Consider the following 18366-nt stretch of genomic DNA (forward strand, 5'->3'; position numbering starts at 1 on the left):
TTTCTGTTAATTAACAGAAAACTTATTTTATTTTTTTGAATCTTTAATTTCTTTTATTTTTTCAATAAAATTATTATCATATTTAACCGAAGATTGTTCTTTAATAAACTTTATTAATTTCGAAACATCTTCATCACTAATTCATGGTGCTTGTAAGCGATTGATATTATTTTGTCCTGGAGCTAAAAATAACATATCGCCTTTACCTAATAATTTTTCTGCTCCAGCAGTATCAAGGATTGTTTTTGAATCAATTCAAGATGCAACTTTAAAAGCAATTCTTGCTGGAATATTATTTTTAATTACGCCAGTAATTACATCTACTGATGGTCTTTGTGTTGCTATTACTAAATGAATTCCTGCCGCTCGACCCATTTGTGTAATTCGCATGATTCCTTTTTCAATTTGCTTGCTTGCTTGTACCATTAAATCTGCTAATTCATCAATAACAATAATATAATAAGGTAATTTATCAATTTCTTGACTTATTTTTTTATTATAACTTTCAATATCACGATTTCCATTTTTTGCAAATAGTTGGTATCGACGCATCATTTCTAAAATTACTACTTGTAATGCTGCTGGTGTTTTGTTTGCTTCTTTAATTACTGGAATAATTAAATGTGGGATATCATTATAAATTGCTAATTCTACTCATTTAGGATCGATTAATATTAGTTTTATTTCATGAGGTTTGTATTGTAAGAGCAAAAAAATTAGTAAATCATTAATAAAAACGGATTTTCCTGAACCAGTACTACCAGCAATTAATAAGTGGGGCATTTCTTTTAATGAATGAAAGATGTAATCACCAGTAGTATTTCTACCAATACTAATTAATAATTTTTTATTTTTATATTTTTCGCTTATATTTTCAAATTGTTCTTGCATATTAATTGGAACAATATTTTTATTACTAACTTCAATTCCAATCATTGATTTACCAGCTATTGGTGCTTCGATTCTAATATTATTATTTGCTAAAACTAGTTTTAGTTCTTCTTCTAAGTTAGTAATTTTGTTAATTTTCATTCCTGAAGTGATTGAAACCTCGTATTTTGTTACTGTTGTACCAATAGTAAAATCATTTACTTTTCCTTGAACAGAAAATTCTTTAAATAACTGATTAATTTTTTCTTTATTTTCTAAAGCATATTTTTCATTTTCTTCTTGCTTTTTTATTAGATTATCTGATTTTTAGTTAATTTTAATGTTGGTAAAATATATTTTTGATTAATTATAGTTTGTTCAGGAAGAAAAAATTTTGTTTTTTCTTGATTGTTATTTTGTTTTTCATTTTGATTAATAATTTTGTTTTGCTCTTTAATTTTTGTTTCATTATTTTCTAATTTTTGATTATTAATTTTGTTATTTTCTTGTAATAATTCCTTATTGGTTTCTATATCAAAGTTTATTTTTTCGTTTTTTACTTTATTGTTTGCTAAATTTTCTTTTGTAAATTGTTTAGTTTCTAATTTAGATTGCTTATTATTGTTTTTTGCTTGTTGTTTATTTATTTTTAGTTCTTTTTTTAGATTATTGATTTTGATAGTATTATTTTGTGTCAAAGTAAGTTTTTTTTGTTTTTCTTTTGCTTTTTCTAATTTATTAATTTTTTGATCTTTTCGCTTAACTTTAAAATCTAAAATTGTTTCTTTGATATGATTTGAAATAGTGATAAATAAAATTAAGGGACGGTTAAAAAATAATCAACTAAAACAAATAATAATCATTAATATATTTAATATAAAATTAACAAAAAAAGTTGTGTAACCTAAAAATTCTAGTATGGTATTACCAATTAATCCACCAACAAGATAAGAAGGAAAGAAACTATCAATAGTTCAATTATTAAAGGAAATAGGTGATTTGAAAAATCCGTGATAGTTATTAAAAATAGTTGAATTTCATCAAGATTGATAATAATCATTAATTAAATTAATATGAAATTTATTGTTAAATCAAATATTATCATAACGACTAATAATAGTAATAGTTTCAATTGTTCAAACGCAGCATATAATAGTAGTAATTATTGTTCAAACAAATGAAGCTTTAAATTTAAAATAATAATTAAAACAAAGTGGAATTAAAGATATATATAATAATATATAAATTAAATATTTGCTTCATCCAAATAAAAAAGAAAATATAAAGTCGTCTAAAAATTTACCAATTGGTAGTAGTCGTAATAAACTAAAAGTTATTAATAACAATAAAATTAGAGTACCTAATAAGATACCAATTTTATTATTATTACTATTTTTAATTTGTTTAATTTTAATATTTTTAAAATCTTTCATAATTTTAAACTCCTAACTTTTCTATTTTAAATTTATTGGTTGAGTGATTGTATAAAAATAATATCATATATAGGGGTGTTTGTTACTACTTACTAACCATTTTAATAAATATTATTATGATGTGAACTATTAGTAATTTTTAATTATTTTTTTAAAAAATATACAATATATATAAATTAAAATATTATTAATATAAGGAGTAAAAAATGATATTTGAGTAATTTTATTTTGTATGTGTTTAGTAGTGATAATTATATTGACAATTTTTTAAATATTATTAGTACTTTAATTGATTATATGGTTATATATAATAAACAATATCCATAGTTTAAATCTTGAAAAAGAATAAAAAATAAATTAAAAGAGAAAAGTAAAAATTAAAGATTGAAAGTGAATTAAAAAATGTATAATACTGAAATGAATAATAATGATTTAATGTTTATGATTATAGGTTTGCCTATAATAGTTATTGTTATAGGAGTTATTATAGTTTGTGTAGTTACTTCAATTGATAGTAGTTCTAGAGTAGATACAGTTAATAATGCAATTGAAAAAGAAATAAAATATTTTTTATTGAATAAAAATGATATAAATTATGTTTTTAAAAATGGTAATTTATATCAACAAATGAAAAATGAGGTAAAGACTGCAATAATAGATTTGAGATATAATAAATATACGCTTAATAAATCATATATTAATAGATCTGAAAATAAGATTAAACAAATACAACGTATTATTAATAAATATTATAAATTAGATAAAAAAAATATTATTGAAATTGATAATGAAGAAGTTACTAATAATATTATTTTAATAGAAAACAAAGAAATTGATAATGAATAAAATAAAGTTACCTAAATAACTTTATTAATAATATTATTGGATTAAATAATGACTTTGTTGTATTCTTATCTTATAACTGAGTAAATAATAAAATATTTTATTATTGAATTCATTTTAATTATTATTGTGCTTGGATTTTATATAGCATATTTTATTATATAAGACATTTTAATATGACTGTTTAATGAAAAATTATCTATTTAAATTAGCAGTTATATTAATTTTTATTCAGTGTCGACTTTAATAATTTCAGTTTTTGTTTTTTGTTTAAATAGTGTATTATTAATTTTTATAAAATAGATTTTAATATTATTTCAGAAAGTAAAAATTAAAGTAAATAATAAAACAGTAATAGCTCCTAGCGTCAAGCCAATAGTTAGAAATATAAAAGAATTACTAATTATATTATTAATTAATTGATATAAAGCAAAGACCAAGTTAATTAAAATAATTGTTGGAATAAGGATTAAACATAAATATTTGAAACCTTTATTTCATTTAACTCATGAATATTGATTATTAAATTCTTTTAAACTATCATAACATTTTCAAATAAGGATAACACCAATTAATTCACAAATACCAATAATCATTTGTCAAATACCAGTAACTCATATTGCGAGCCCATCAATTAAAGGACTACTATTATTAAAGCAGAATATTAAACCAAGCATAAAACTACTAATAATCATTATTAATAATGCTTGATAACGTTTAATACCATAATAACTAATTAGAGGATTAACAACGGCTTCAGCTATTGCTATTAATGAAGATATACCAGCAAAAAATACTGATAAAAAGAAAAGGAAAGCTAAAGTGTGACTTAAAAATGGAAGATGTGTTTGCTCAGTAATGATTGCAAAAACTTGTGGAAAAACTTGAAAAATTAAAGTTGGACCCGAAATAAATACTTCATCAATAGTTTTATGCTGATTATATGCAATTGCACCAATTCCTCCAAAAACAGTACATGTTGTTAATAAAGCAACAATAACAGTACCAACCATAATAATTAAACCTTTATTAGTATTACTAGTACCAATTGGCGCATGACTTGAAAAAATAATAATAACACCTGTACAAGTTGAAAGCATAAAGAAGGCTTGTCCAAAAGCATCAGTTCAAATGCTACTAGTTAATATTTTTTCACTATTAAAACTAAACATTGTTTTTAAACCATCTAGAGCACCAAGCAAAGTTAAAACGTAAATCATCATCATTAAAATCATGATAAATAGACTAGGAATAAAAATTTTATTTGCTAAATCAATCCCTTTAACAACGCCACCCAACAAAATAACACCAGTAATAATTCAAACCATAATTAAACTAATTAAAACTCAAATACTAATATTACCCAATTGACTAAAACTTTGTGGTACATCGTTGGAAGTTTGACCAATTAATTTATTTAAGAAAAATCCTTGTTGATTTAAACCAGGAAGAAAAGACATAACTATTGCCAATAATGATCAAGCGACAAGAACACTATAAAATACACCCATTATTCAAACAACTGCAGTTTGTAAAAATCCAAAGAAAGTCCCGGGAGTTTTTGCTAAATCTTTAAAAATTTCAACATGATTTTTACGATATTTATTACCTAAATTGATTTCAATTAATAAAATTGGTAAAGCACAGACAATTAGTGCAATAAAGAATGGAATTAAAAAGATACCACCATGTTTATTCATTTGATTTGGAAATCCCCAAATACTTCCTAATCCTACAGCAGCACCTAGTACTGACATAATAAATCCTCATGTAGTTATGTTTTTTTTCTTTTTGCCTTTCAGATAATCAGTGCCTTTATTTTTAGATAGTATTATGAATTTTACACAATAGTTATCAAAGTTACAATATATATTAGTAATATATTTTTAATCTTTAGTTAAAAGTTATATTTTTTTAAAACCATTAAAATTCAAATTTAAAAATATCAATGTATAATATTCTTAGTTATGTATATTTGATTTTTGTTTATTAGGAGGAAAATAGATGATAAAGATATTACTTACGTGTTCAGCTGGTATGAGCACTTTAAGACTAGAAGCAAATATGAAAGAGTATATTAAAGAGTTAAATTTAGATTATGAAGTGAAAGCATTAGGTGCTACTGAAGCAAAAGCATCTTTTGCTAAAGGTGAAAAATGGGATGTTGTTTTATTAGGACCACAAGTAAGTTATATGAAAAATGATTTTACTAATATTATTGGAAATGCTGCTCTTAATGTTATTCCAGCAGCAGTTTATGCGATGGTTCAAGGTAAAGAAACGTTAGAATTAGCAATGAGTTTATTAGAAATTAAAAAATAATACTATGAGCATTAAAGAAAAAGAGAAAAGTAGTAATATTGATTTTGAAAAAATTTCACTTGAAATAATTTCTTCTGCTGGAAAAGCAAAATTTTTAGCAATAGAAGCAATTACTCTCGCTAAGGAAGCACAATTTGAAACAGCATTAAAAATGATTGATGAAGCAAATGATAATATTACTAAAGCTTTGCAATCACATATGAGCGTCATTGTTGAAGAAGGTAAAGGTTATCAATTACCTTTTTCAGTATTGTTTATGCATTCTGAAGATCATTTGTTAACAACACAAATGATGATTGAAATTAGTAAAGAATTTATTAATTTATATCAATTTATAAACAGAAAAAAATAAAAATAGGCAAATGCCTATTTTTATTTAAAGTATAAAATTAATCTTTTGGTTTTTTTTCAAAATCTTCTCCATCTTTTTCTAATCCTTTGATTGGACAAAGTAGAGGATAATTTTCTTTACAATAATCACAATGTCATTTTTTCTTTTTGAAAATTTCTTTAAATTTTTTAAACATTATATTTTTTCTCTCTTTCTTTTCATTATTTTTTTGTGAGTATATTTTATTCTTGTTCAAGTTCTGTTCATGAGCCAGTAGTGTTAGTGACTACTTTTCATCCTGTATTACTATTTTCGAATTTAGTTTTTAATTGATTAAAATTCTCAATAATTTTTTCAGATAAAGTATATAAATCTTCGTTTGAAATATAACCTTTTCAACCACTTGCATCTCATTCGGGAAATCTAGAAATAATATTAAAAATTTCAGTTTTATTTTTATTAGTATTTAAAATTTTTTGTCATTCATATCGACTTATTGCAATTTTTAAAGTATCATGTCATAAAAATTTATAATATTTTTCTATTATATTTTTATCGTGAGTATTTGGTGAAAATTGTGGTTTTTTATTAAACAAATTTCCAAAATAGTAACATAGTTCAACTCCGTATGTATTGTATCCACGTACACTAGTTAAATAATTAAGAACATTCATTAATATTTTTGATAATTTATATATATTAGGTTTTGGTCAATTATTTCCTTGATAAGGAAATTTTATGGTATCATATTATATTTTTTCTCTTAATTTTTCAAGGTCATTTAAAGAAAAAAGTTTAAATCAACTATCTAAAGTACTACTTTTTATATACACTAATGTTGCAGGACTTTTTCAATTTTCTTTTCAGACAATAGAAATTTTATTTTCACCATCATATTTTATTGGTTCATTATTTAAAATATTTGTAGTTTTAATTTCGGTGCTTAAAATAGAATTTAAGTTTCCTGTGGTTGTTGCAAATGTTAAAAGACTTACTGTTGTTAATAGTGTTTTCATAATCATCCCCCCTTATTTAGTTTCTTTACTTTATATAAAAATTATTTTAATTATCTGGCTAAAATTTTACTATATTTTAAGTAAAATAAAATATAAAAGATAATAACTCAATTTTAAACATTGGATTTATTTGATACTAAACTTTAAATTTTTTAAGAAATTTATTATAATTTTTTATACTTATAAAAATTAAAAAATAAGTATAGTATTTATATTGTTTTATAATAATTTTAATTATATAAAAGTTTTATTATTATTTTATTTAAAATAATATGGTATTGTATATAGAAGTTTTAAAGGAATATAAAGTTATGTTTAAATTAAAAGCACCTTATAAACCAACAGGTGATCAACCCGAAGCAATTAGAAAATTAGTAGTAGCTATTAAAAATAATATTAAATACCAAGTATTATTGGGAGCCACTGGTACGGGTAAAACTTTTACAATGGCCAATGTTATTGCGCAAGTGCAAAAACCAACTTTAATTTTAGTACATAATAAAACATTAGCTATGCAATTATATGGAGAATTGAAAACTTTTTTTCCTGAAAATCGCGTTGAATATTTTGTCTCATATTTTGATTTTTATCAACCTGAGGCATATTTACCAAAAACCGATACTTATATTGATAAAAATTCTAAACAAAATCAAGAAATTGAAATGTTAAGATTAAGTGCTTTAAATGGTTTATCTATTAGTAAAGATGTTATTGTTGTGGCATCGGTAGCAGCAATTTATGGTGAACAAGAACCAACAGCATATAAAGATAACTTTTTTGAATTGAGAAAAGGACAAAAAATTAATAGAAAAGATTTATTATTAAGACTAATTAAAAATGGATATGTACGTAATGATATTACATTAGAACCGGGTAGTTTTAGTGCAAAAGGTGATTTAATAAAGTTAGCTCCATCTTGAAATGATCAATTTTATTTAAGAATTAGTTTATTTGGTGATGAAATTGAAGAAATAGCACGTATTGATACATTAGGCGCTAATGTTTTAGAGCGTTTTTCCTTTATTACAATTTTTCCTGCGCAAAATTATATTACTAGTAAAAATCGTGTTGATCAGGCAATTATTAAAATTACTGAAGAGTTAAAAATAACATTAGCACAACTAAGAAAAAATAATATGTTAGTAGAAGCGCAAAGATTAGAACAAAGAACAGAACATGATCTAGAATCCTTAAAAGAATTTGGTATTTGTAGTGGTATTGAAAATTATTCTCGTCATTTAGAAAATAGAGAAGTGGGTTCAGCACCATATACTTTAATTGATTTTTTTCCAGATGATTTTTTAACAATTATTGATGAATCTCATATGACATTACCGCAAATTAGAGGAATGTATAATACTGATCGTAGCAGAAAAGAAACATTAGTAAAATATGGCTTTCGTTTACCTAGTGCTTTGGATAATCGTCCTTTAAATTTTAATGAATTTTCTAATAAGTTAAAGCAAGTTATTTATACTTCAGCAACTCCTGCTGATTATGAATTAGCATTAATTAAAAATGAAGTTGAGCCTTTTAATGTACCAGTTCAACAAATTATTCGTCCCACAGGTTTATTAGATCCAACAATTGAAATTAAACCAACTAAAAATCAAATGGAAGATATTATTAATCAAATAAAATTACGAACAAAAAATAATGAAAGAGTATTTATTACTACTTTAACAATTAGAATGGCAGAAGAATTATCAAATTTTTTACAAGAACAAAAAATTAAAGTTGCTTATATTCATAATGAATTAAAAACATTAGAACGTACTAAAGTTTTGTTAGATTTAAGAAAAGGTGTTTTTGATGTTATTGTTGGTATTAATTTATTACGTGAAGGATTAGACGTACCAGAAGTATCATTAATCTGTATTTTGGATGCTGATAAATCTGGTTTTTTACGTAATACTAAATCATTAATCCAAACTATTGGTCGCGCAGCACGAAATGTTAATGGTCATGTTATACTATATGGAGATATTAAGACAGAGGCAATGACACAAGCAATTGAAGAAACGCAAAGAAGAAGAGAAATTCAACTTGCTTATAATAAAAAACATAATATAGTACCAGTTACTGTTAAAAAACCGTTGAGTGAAATCGTAAGTACTAGAGAATTAGATGTTGATTTAAAAATTTTAAATTCAAGTAAAGGTAAAACAAAAATAGCTGCTAAAACAAAGATAATTGCTGATTTAAGAGTTGAAATGTTACAAGCAGCTAAAGATTTAAATTTTGAAAAGGCAGCTTCACTTCGTGATTTAATTTTGAGTATTGAAAGTGAAAAATAAAGGAGTAAAATAAGTTGACCGATAAAGCACAAAAAGGTATTTTGATAAGTCCAAATACTAAAATTAATCCTCATATACCAACAATATTTTTAATAAAAAATTATATTACTAAACCTAAAATTTTTATTGGTGATTATACTTATTATCATGATTTTAATGGTGAGCAAGCAGCTATTGATTTTGAAAATAAAAATATAATTTATCATTTTCCAAATATGATAAATGATGAATTAATTATTGGTAAATTTTGTTCAATTGCACAAGGTGTTTTATTTATAATGAATGGTGGCAATCATAATTATTGTGCAGTTTCAACATTTCCTTTACCATTATTTTATAAATCATTAAATTTATCAGAAGTTACAGAAAAAGATAAATTAGATAAATTTCCGATTAAATCACCAACAGTGATAGAAAATGATGTTTGAATTGGTCATGATGTGACAATCTTAAGAGGGGTAACTATTGGTAATGGGACAGTAATTGCAGCTAAAAGTGTAGTTACAAAAAATGTGCCTCCTTATGCTATTGTTGGTGGTAATCCTGCTAAAATTATAAAATATCGTTTTTCTAAAAAAATAGTTCAAAAATTACAAAATATAAAGTGATGAGATTGATCTATTGAAAAGATTATTGAAAATTCAGATTTGTTAAAACAAAATTTTGATAATAAAATATTACAAAAACTTGTAAAAGAAAGTAATAGTTTAAATGCTAAATTGTAAAGGTAAGTGCAACTAAATTATTTTTCTATCCAAATATTCGATTGGTGAAAGATAATTTAGTATTTTTCTTGGTCTTTGGTTTAAAGACAATATAAATTTATGAACTTCATTTTTATTAGTTTTTGAAAAAATAAATTTTTTAGGAAATTTTTCTCTAATTAAACCATTAGTATTTTCATTAGTACCTCTTTGTCAAGGTGAATATGGATTGGCAAAATAAATTTTTATATCTAAATTTTTTTCAAGTTGTTGTCAATTTGAAAATTCTTTGCCACGATCAAAAGTAATAGTTTTAACAATGTTTTTAGGAAGAATTGATAAATAATAACTAACATTTTTATTAATAACTTTAGTAGTTCTGTTTTTAACTAATATTGCTAAAGTAAATCGTGATACTCTTTCAACTAAAGTTATTAAACATGATTTGCTTTTACCTCGTGATGATACTATAGTATCTCCTTCTCAATGACCAAGTGTTATACGATCATTAACATTTATATCTCGTTCTTTAATTGATTTACCATTAAACTTGCCACGATTTTCTTTAGATTTTCGTTTTTTACCTTTTCTTCTTAAATTTTTACTAGTAACTTTATCAAGCATTCCAAAATAAATTCAAGTATAAATTGTTTTAAAACTAATAACTCACTCTTTATGAAAATTTTTAATTCTGCCATAAATTTGTTCAGGTGATCAACCTAATAGTAATTTTTGTTGTACATATTTTACTAAATTCTTATTTTTAAACTTATGAAAACTAATATGTGATTGTTTTCGATTTTCAGCTTTATTTTGTGCAATTAATGAAAAATAATGATTATTATCTTTATTTCTATTAATTTCTCGAATAATAGTACTAATACTTCGATTAAGATTTTTAGCTATTTCACTAATTTTAAATTTAAATTTCAATTGATTCTCAATATAAATCCTTTCATCTATGCCAAGATGTTTATAACTCATATAAAAACTCCTTACTTTTTTCTAAACTAAATTTAGCATTATGAAATTTTTATATGAGAATTTTTTGCAATTTTATTTACTTGCACTTACAAGTATAACTCAGCAAATAAAATAAAGGGGTAATAAAAAATATGAAAAAATATGGTTATTTAACTACTAAAATAGGTTTAATTGAAATCATAGTAGTTGCAGAACAAGTAGTAAAAGTTAGTTTCGTTAATACTCGTCAAGTTGCTAAGGATAGTAGTAATATAGTGGTAGTTAATTGTTTAAAACAACTAGCAATGTATTTTGATAAAAAATTAAGTGATTTTAACTTACCAATAGCTTTAAAAGGAACTCCTTTTCAAGAATTAGTATGGAGTAAAACTTGTACTATTCAATTTGGGACAACTTTAACTTATCAAGAATTAGCGCAAAAAATAGGTTATCCAAAAGCAAGTAGGGCAGTGGGTTCGGCTTTAAGTAAAAATCCATTAGCAATTATTGTTCCTTGTCATCGAGTTGTTAATAAAAATAAGAATATTGTTAATTATCTTTATGGTGCCCATATTAAAAATTTTTTATTAGCACAAGAAAGTAAATAAGGTATAAGATTATTTTTTTATGATTGATTATCTTTTTTTTGATTTTTAAAATTGTTAACAATTTTAACTACATAATTTTTAATATAGTAAACAGGATATCCTGCTAACATAACAGCAATTAAAATTAGTGAATTTCATAATGCTCACATATTATTATTTTGTGTACCATAATAATACATTGCTAAAAATGATCCAACAATAGCAATTATTGCTCCTAAATAACCAATAATAATGAAAAAATAAAATCAAAAATTATTAAAAATCTTTTGATAGTCTGGATGTTTGCGCCTTAAAAAGATAATGACTGAATTAACAATTAATTTTAAAAAACTAATAGCAATAATAAAGTAATTAGTTACTTCATACAATTGATTTCATAAAATATAAATTAAAGTAGCAAATATTAATAGTAGCATAGCAGCTCATGGCATATTAGTTCTTTTAGTTGTTTTTTGAAAAAATTTAAACAAATCTTTTTCTTCACTCATTTTAAAAATTAAACGTGATTGATAAAGCAGAAATGCATTTAGTGAACCAACAAATAATAAAATTGCTAGTCCTGAAAAAATATAAGCTAAAACGCGAGGAATATTAGGATTATTGATAATAGCATAATATCAAACGTTACTAAATCCTTTATTTTCATCTAATCATAAAAGTGGTTCATTAATAGTTAACAAAGCAATTAATAGTATTAAATATAAAAAAATAATTAGTCCTGTTGCAATAATTAAAACTCAAAGTACATTTTTTCTTGGATTTTCTACTTCTTCAGTAACATAAGTTATTGCTTCAATTCCTGAATAGGCAAATAGTGTCATTGTTGTAGCTGGTAATAAAACATAAGTTGCAAGAAAAATTTTTGATAAATCTTTTTGAACTATTTCACTATTAAAACTATCTGTATTTCCATAAATCATAGCAATAAATAAAACAAAAGTAATTGGTAATCCTTTTAAAATTGTAAAAATAATTTGTGTTTTTCCAGAACTATTTTTAATAAATATTTGGACTATAGCTAATGCAAATAAAATTAAAATTCCAAATAATTTTATCAACCATTGGTTAGTAATATGAGCTAAAGTACCGATAATATTACCTAATGCTAAAGTAGCAGAAGCAACGGCAGTAGCACTAACCATTAAAACTAAAATCCATCCCAATCAAAACGAACAAGCCATTCAATTTGCTTTTTTTAATCAATAATAAGCACTTCCATTTCCCGGAAAAGAAATAGCAGTTTCTGCTAGTAATAACATTTCTGGCAAAATTAAAATACCACCTAAAATTCAGGCACATATCATTAAAATCGGATTAAATCCACTTTGAAATGCTACTTGTCCAAATGAAATTAGTACTGATGATCCAACTGTGGCAGAAATTGCCATCATTAATATTACTCAAAACGAATACTTCTTTTTTAATTTCATGTCTTTTTCCTATCTCTATTTTTTTATTTCGTATGTATTGATAAAACTTTTTATTTTATTAATATAAGTTTGATAAGCATTTGGTAAGGTTTCAATATGACCAATATTTTCCAAAAATAAATAATCATAATTTTTATAATGGAGTTTAACTTGATAATTATGAATGACATTAGCCATGAAAAATGGGACAAAATTATCTTTTTTACCGTGAATTAATAAAGTAGGAACTTGAAAACCTGTTTTGCTTTTTTTTAATAAATCATATTCTAAAATATTTGTATTTGTAAATTTTTGATATCTTTTTGTTAAACTATTACTAATTAATCATCAAGGTTTTTTATAGCGATATTGCATGACGTAACGAAATTGAACAAGTAGATTAGAGAATCCACAATCAGTAATTGCCCAGTTAATTAAATTGGTTACTTTATAATTAAATAAATAATAATTAATTGTTGATGCACCCATACTATTACCAATTAAACCAATACTGCTAATTTGATAATTATCTTTTATTCAATTAATTAAACAGTTAATATTTTCAGCACAAGTAAGACCAATGTCACTATATTGGCCATCAGTTTTACCGTGAGCAACACTATCAAAAGTTAAAATATTGTATCCTTCTTCATAAAATCATGAGACTAATCTTAATGCTAAATATTTATTTTCTGTTCAACCATGAAAACCAATAACTCATTTATCACTTTTCTTTTTTTGAATGACAGTTAGACAACTAATGTTTTGATTATTATCATTTTTAATGGTAAATTCTTGATAATTTTCTTTTTTTCAATCAATTGGATAGCCATATTTATTAAGATTTTTAATTTGACAATCATATTGATGATAATTAAAACTATTAATATCAACTGTTTGTTCGTTATTTATTTTAAATTTACCTTCTTTTTGATAAGAAAAGCAAAATTCTAAAAATTGTTTTTGATATTTTTTTGAATAAAAATAAACAAAAGGAAATAATAGAATAACTAATAAAATTTTGCTAAAAGAATAACAAAATCTTTTATAACCAGTTAATAAAATTTTTTGATTCACAGATGTGTTGATTACTGTCATTTTTTAAGCCTTTTCTAAACTACTAAACTACTAATTATTTTACACTATCTTATCAAATGTTTAAAATATTAATGTATGTTAATTTAATTATTTTAAAATAATTAAATTAATAATTTTTTATAACTTAATTGTTTTTCAATTTTAATAATAATTTTTAATATTTAATTTTATTAATAATTGCTTTCTAGGAAAGTTTATTGTATAGTAATTTTTTCAGTTGTAAACTTTAAGTGAGATTTATTTAAAATTATCTTTAAATAAATCTTATTTAAAATTGAAACAAAATAATATTTTCAATAATTTTCATTATTAATAAAAATAGTATACGAGAATTTTAATAAAAAGGAGGATACTTAAAAATGATAAATGAAAAAAATAAGACAGTAGAAGAAGATAGTTGAGAAAGTGTTACTACTGTTAATGTTGATGATAGCGACTGTCAAGCAAAAATGGAAAAATTAAATAAAAAATTACAAGAAACAGCTAATGAATTAGAAGAAATAAGTAGTCTTTATGCAAAATCAGTAAAAGAATCATTAGATAAATCAAAAAAAATTAAAGAACTAGAAGATAAAATTGATGAATTAGAAGAACAATTAAAAGCATGTAGAGAAAAAAATAAAAAATTAGAAGGTCTTGAAGATAAAGTTAAAAAATTAGAAGAAGATTTAAAAGAATGTAAAGAAAAAAATAAAAAATTAGAAGAAGATTTAAAAGAATGTAAAGAAAAAAGAGAAGAACTAGAAGAACAATTAAAAAATTGTCAAGAAAAAAATAAAAAATCAGATGAAAGTAAAGGACAATGAATTCCTGGTGAATATAAATGAATGCCTGTTGGATCAAAAATGCCAGAAGGTTGAGTAAAAGTAGATCTTGCTAAAGGTTTAACAATAGTTCAGAGTGATAAAGAAGGACAAACATCAGGAAGTGTTGGAAAGCATAATCATACATTTTTAAATAATGGTCAGGTATGAACCACTCCTGCTTCAGCAAAACTAGCTTTTATTAATGAAAGAACTTCAGGATCATTAGGTTCTAAATATGTACCATTCTTAGGTAGTTATAATGATCTTTTGCGAACTAAAACAACTGCTGATACTGGAAAAGGCATATCTAATACCGAGAATAATTTAGCTGCTGGAATATTTGCTGAACTTTGACAATATCAAGGAGAAAATAGTAGTAGTTAAAGTTAATAAAAAAGAAAGAAAAAAATAATATAAATAAAGTTAATGGATAAATTTATATAATTTAAGTAAATAAAATTATTCCAATTATTTTTTCTAATAAAAAATAATTGGAATATAACATTTTTTAGTAATAATTAATTCTAATTTTTAAATTTTATTATAAAATGAGCAATTGCTGTATTTCATTTTTGAATATATATTGTTCATTTTTTTGTAATTTAAGTTTTTATATACTTTCTTTTGCAATAAATAATTTTAAAATTTTAAATATTGATTTAGATAATATTTTAAACTAATTATAATTGATATTCTTTAATATTAATTAGCAATAATGCTATTAAAGTTAACTATATATAGTATATAATTAATTAGAAAGAGCATATAAGTGGAGGAATAAATGACAGATAATCAAAAATATATTACTGTTAAAGGTGCACGTGAACATAATTTAAAAAATGTTAATATTAAAATTCCAAAGTATAAGTTAGTAGTTATTACTGGTGTCTCAGGAAGTGGTAAATCATCATTAGCTTTTAATACAATTTATGCAGAAGGAAGGCGAAGATATGTTGAATCACTTTCAGCCTATGCTCGTCAATTTTTAGGAAACAGTGAAAAACCTGATGTTGATGCTATTGATGGTTTAGCACCAGCAATTTCTATTGATCAAAAAACTACAAGTAATAATCCTCGCAGTACTGTTGGTACTGTTACTGAAATTTATGATTATTTGCGTTTACTTTATGCACGAATTGGAACTCCTTATTGTAATAAGGGTCATGGTCCAATTAGCACGCAAACTTTAAAAGAAATGGTTAATAAAATTAAAACGTTAGAAGATAATACTAATATTGAAATTTTAGCACCAGTTATTAATGCTAAAAAAGGTAGTCATCAAGATTTATTAGCAAAATTAAAACAAGAAAATTTTTTGCGAGTTAAAATTAATAATAAAATATATAGTTTAGATGAACCAATTGAATTGAATAAATCATTACGTCATGATATTGATATTGTTATTGATCGTATTAAATTTACCAATGATGATAATACTATTTCACGAATTCATGATGCTTTAGAAGTTGCTTTAAATCATAGTAATGGTTTAGCAAAGGTTATTTTATCGCAAACAAATGAAACGTGATTATTTTCTCAAAAATATGCTTGTAAAATTTGTGGATTTTCAATTCCCAGTTTAGAACCGCGTTTATTTTCTTTTAATGCACCAAGTGGAGCGTGTTTTGATTGTAAAGGCTTGGGAGTAAAATTAGAAGTTGACGAAGAATTATTAATGCCAGATTTAAAACTATCAATTAATGATGGTGGCATTGAGTATTATAAAAACTTAGTTGGTACTAGTAATTTAGAATGACAAAAATTAAAAGTTCTTTGTTATCATTATTTAATTGATTTGAATCAGCCATTAAAAAATTTAACAAAAACACAACTTAATTATATTATGCGTGGTAGTGATGAAGCCATTACTTTCAGTATTATTTCGGCAAATGGTCGTAAATATCCTAATCATGATTATATTGAAGGCATTGCCACTTTAATTGAAAGACGTTTTTTAGAAACAACTAGTGATTTTGCCCGTGATTATTATCGTAAATTTATGAGTGAACGCACTTGTTTAACTTGTCAAGGAACAAGATTAAATGAATTTGCATTGGCAGTTAAAATTAAAGATGAAAATAATAAAGAAATGAATATTAGTCATTATACTAATTTAGACATCGAAGAAAGTTTAACATTTATGTTAAATATTAAATTATTAGCTTATCAACAAGAAATTGCTAAATTAATATTAGTAGAAATCATTAATCGTTTAAGTTTTTTAACTAATGTTGGTTTAGGTTATTTAAACTTATCACGAATGGCACAAACTTTATCTGGTGGTGAATCACAACGAATTCGATTAGCAACTCAAATTGGTTCACAATTAACGGGAGTATTGTATGTTCTTGATGAACCTTCAATTGGTTTACATCAACGTGATAATGTTAAGTTAATTGAAACTTTAAAACAAATGCGAGATCTTGATAATACATTATTAGTAGTAGAACACGATGAAGATACAATGTGAGCAGCAGATTGATTAATTGATATTGGTCCAAAAGCCGGAATTTATGGTGGTGAAGTAATTGCTGAAGGTACACCACAGCAAGTTGCTAATAATCCTAATTCAATTACTGGAAAATATTTAAATGGTGAAAAATTTATTGCGTTACCTAAATCAAGAAGAAGTGGTAATGGTAAAGTTATTGAAATTCAAGAAGCACAAGCTAATAATTTACGTAAAATAAATGTTAAATTACCTTTAGGTAAATTTATTTGTGTTACTGGTGTTTCAGGAAGTGGTAAATCAACGCTTGTTAATGATATTTTATATACTAGTATTCAAAAGTATTTGGGTTTAAAGGGACAACGACTAGGAAAACATAAAGCAATAAAAGGGATTGAATTTATTGATAAAATTGTTGCTATTTCGCAAGAACCAATTGGCAGAACACCAAGGAGTAATCCGGCTACTTATACTTCAGTTTTTGATGATATTCGTGATTTATTTACACAAATACCAGAAGCAAAAATTAGAGGATATGCTAAAGGTAGATTTTCATTTAATGTACCAGGAGGAAGATGTGAACGTTGTTCTGGCGATGGTGTTATTAAAATTGCGATGCATTTTTTACCAGATGTTTATGTAACTTGCGAAATTTGTGAAGGAAAACGTTATAATAGTGAAACATTACAAGTTAAATATAAAGGTAAAAATATTTATGATGTACTAGAACTGCCTGTTGATTTAGCATTAACTTTTTTTGCTAATCATCCAAAAATCCATAAAAAATTAGCAATGATACAAGAAGTGGGATTAGGATACGTAAAATTAGGGCAACCTGCTACTGAATTATCTGGTGGTGAAGCACAAAGAGTGAAGCTAGCTAAAGAATTACAAAAACGTGCTACTGGCAAAACTATGTATATTTTAGATGAACCAACTACTGGTTTACACGTTGATGATATTAAAAGGTTAATTGAAGTTTTAAATAAAATCGTTAATCATGGTGATACTGTTGTTGTAATTGAACATAACTTAGAAGTTATTAAAGTTGCTGATTACATTATTGATCTAGGACCTGAGGGTGGTAAATTTGGTGGTGAAATCATTGCTACAGGAACACCAGAACAAGTAATAACAAATCCTAAGTCTTATACTGGACAATATTTAAAAGAAGTTATTAATCGCGATTTGAATAGAAAATAATTAAAATATTTTCT

Annotated in this window: 17 protein-coding genes; 8 read left to right on the forward strand and 9 right to left on the reverse strand. The window is 24.1% G+C overall.

Annotated elements, in window-relative coordinates; genetic code table 4:
* Nucleotides 1-27 precede the first annotated feature (27 nt).
* Together AACK81_RS01170 and AACK81_RS01175 are read right to left on the reverse strand one after the other, a co-directional pair.
* Entirely contained in the window at nt 28-1182 is a 1155-nt protein-coding gene (locus AACK81_RS01170; protein WP_338963008.1) for a DNA translocase FtsK, read from the reverse strand.
* A complete protein-coding gene (locus AACK81_RS01175) occupies nt 1182-2303 on the reverse strand; it encodes a TMF family protein (protein WP_338961851.1) in 1122 nt (373 codons plus the stop codon). Before AACK81_RS01175 ends, AACK81_RS01170 begins: the two co-directional genes overlap by 1 nt.
* 402 nt (nt 2304-2705) lie before the next feature.
* Here AACK81_RS01175 and AACK81_RS01180 point away from each other — a divergent pair, with 402 nt between their 5' ends.
* Nucleotides 2706-3149: a hypothetical protein gene (locus tag AACK81_RS01180; RefSeq protein WP_338961853.1), complete on the forward strand. Its 444-nt coding sequence runs from the start codon at nt 2706-2708 to the stop codon at nt 3147-3149.
* 224 nt (nt 3150-3373) lie between these two features.
* Here AACK81_RS01180 and AACK81_RS01185 read toward each other — a convergent pair whose 3' ends face one another.
* On the reverse strand, nt 3374-4903 hold the full coding sequence (locus tag AACK81_RS01185; protein ID WP_338961855.1) for a sodium-dependent transporter: 1530 nt from the start codon (nt 4901-4903) through the stop codon (nt 3374-3376).
* A gap of 247 nt (nt 4904-5150) precedes the next feature.
* Here AACK81_RS01185 and AACK81_RS01190 point away from each other — a divergent pair, with 247 nt between their 5' ends.
* Nucleotides 5151-5468, forward strand: a complete 318-nt coding sequence (locus AACK81_RS01190) for a PTS sugar transporter subunit IIB (protein ID WP_252320477.1) — start codon at nt 5151-5153, stop codon at nt 5466-5468.
* Nucleotides 5469-5472: 4 nt separating this feature from the next.
* The gene (locus AACK81_RS01195; RefSeq protein WP_338961857.1) at nt 5473-5820 is read left to right on the forward strand and encodes a PTS lactose/cellobiose transporter subunit IIA; all 348 of its coding nucleotides are present in this window, start codon (nt 5473-5475) and stop codon (nt 5818-5820) included.
* A gap of 37 nt (nt 5821-5857) precedes the next feature.
* Here the strand turns inward: AACK81_RS01195 and AACK81_RS01200 are convergent, their stop codons facing one another.
* The 3 genes from AACK81_RS01200 to AACK81_RS01210 form a co-directional block, all read right to left on the reverse strand.
* Entirely contained in the window at nt 5858-5995 is a 138-nt protein-coding gene (locus tag AACK81_RS01200; protein ID WP_252320481.1) for a hypothetical protein, read from the reverse strand.
* A gap of 46 nt (nt 5996-6041) precedes the next feature.
* A complete protein-coding gene (locus tag AACK81_RS01205) occupies nt 6042-6473 on the reverse strand; it encodes a hypothetical protein (RefSeq protein ID WP_338961859.1) in 432 nt (143 codons plus the stop codon).
* A 75-nt stretch (nt 6474-6548) separates the two neighbouring features.
* Nucleotides 6549-6815, reverse strand: a complete 267-nt coding sequence (locus tag AACK81_RS01210; protein ID WP_338961861.1) for a hypothetical protein — start codon at nt 6813-6815, stop codon at nt 6549-6551.
* Between the two features lie 311 nt (nt 6816-7126).
* On the opposite strand from AACK81_RS01210, the gene uvrB reads away from it, so the two are divergent.
* Together uvrB and AACK81_RS01220 are read left to right on the forward strand one after the other, a co-directional pair.
* Nucleotides 7127-9112, forward strand: a complete 1986-nt coding sequence (uvrB, locus tag AACK81_RS01215) for an excinuclease ABC subunit UvrB (RefSeq protein ID WP_338961863.1) — start codon at nt 7127-7129, stop codon at nt 9110-9112.
* A 14-nt stretch (nt 9113-9126) separates the two neighbouring features.
* Nucleotides 9127-9837 carry a CatB-related O-acetyltransferase gene (locus AACK81_RS01220; RefSeq protein ID WP_338961864.1) on the forward strand — a complete coding sequence of 237 codons (711 nt, stop codon included), beginning with the start codon at nt 9127-9129 and terminating at the stop codon, nt 9835-9837.
* Between the two features lie 12 nt (nt 9838-9849).
* Here AACK81_RS01220 and AACK81_RS01225 read toward each other — a convergent pair whose 3' ends face one another.
* On the reverse strand, nt 9850-10800 hold the full coding sequence (locus tag AACK81_RS01225) for an IS30 family transposase (protein ID WP_338960236.1): 951 nt from the start codon (nt 10798-10800) through the stop codon (nt 9850-9852).
* A gap of 131 nt (nt 10801-10931) precedes the next feature.
* Here AACK81_RS01225 and AACK81_RS01230 point away from each other — a divergent pair, with 131 nt between their 5' ends.
* Complete coding sequence (locus tag AACK81_RS01230) at nt 10932-11387, forward strand: methylated-DNA--[protein]-cysteine S-methyltransferase (protein ID WP_174481403.1); 456 nt, start codon at nt 10932-10934, stop codon at nt 11385-11387.
* A gap of 17 nt (nt 11388-11404) precedes the next feature.
* Here the strand turns inward: AACK81_RS01230 and AACK81_RS01235 are convergent, their stop codons facing one another.
* Nucleotides 11405-12817 (reverse strand): APC family permease, encoded by a 1413-nt coding sequence (locus AACK81_RS01235; RefSeq protein ID WP_338961866.1) that lies wholly within the window; start codon nt 12815-12817, stop codon nt 11405-11407.
* Between the two features lie 15 nt (nt 12818-12832).
* On the reverse strand, nt 12833-13894 hold the full coding sequence (locus AACK81_RS01240; RefSeq protein ID WP_338961868.1) for an alpha/beta hydrolase: 1062 nt from the start codon (nt 13892-13894) through the stop codon (nt 12833-12835).
* 359 nt (nt 13895-14253) lie between these two features.
* On the opposite strand from AACK81_RS01240, the gene AACK81_RS01245 reads away from it, so the two are divergent.
* Both AACK81_RS01245 and uvrA read left to right on the forward strand, forming a co-directional pair.
* The gene (locus tag AACK81_RS01245) at nt 14254-15084 is read left to right on the forward strand and encodes a hypothetical protein (RefSeq protein ID WP_338961869.1); all 831 of its coding nucleotides are present in this window, start codon (nt 14254-14256) and stop codon (nt 15082-15084) included.
* A gap of 397 nt (nt 15085-15481) precedes the next feature.
* On the forward strand, nt 15482-18352 hold the full coding sequence (gene uvrA / locus AACK81_RS01250; RefSeq protein WP_338961870.1) for an excinuclease ABC subunit UvrA: 2871 nt from the start codon (nt 15482-15484) through the stop codon (nt 18350-18352).
* Nucleotides 18353-18366 lie beyond the last annotated feature (14 nt).

Origin of the sequence: Spiroplasma endosymbiont of Lasioglossum villosulum, from assembly GCF_964020195.1 — a bacterium.
GTDB classification, from domain to species: Bacteria; Bacillota_I; Bacilli_A; order Mycoplasmatales; family VBWQ01; genus Spiroplasma_E; species Spiroplasma_E ixodetis_A.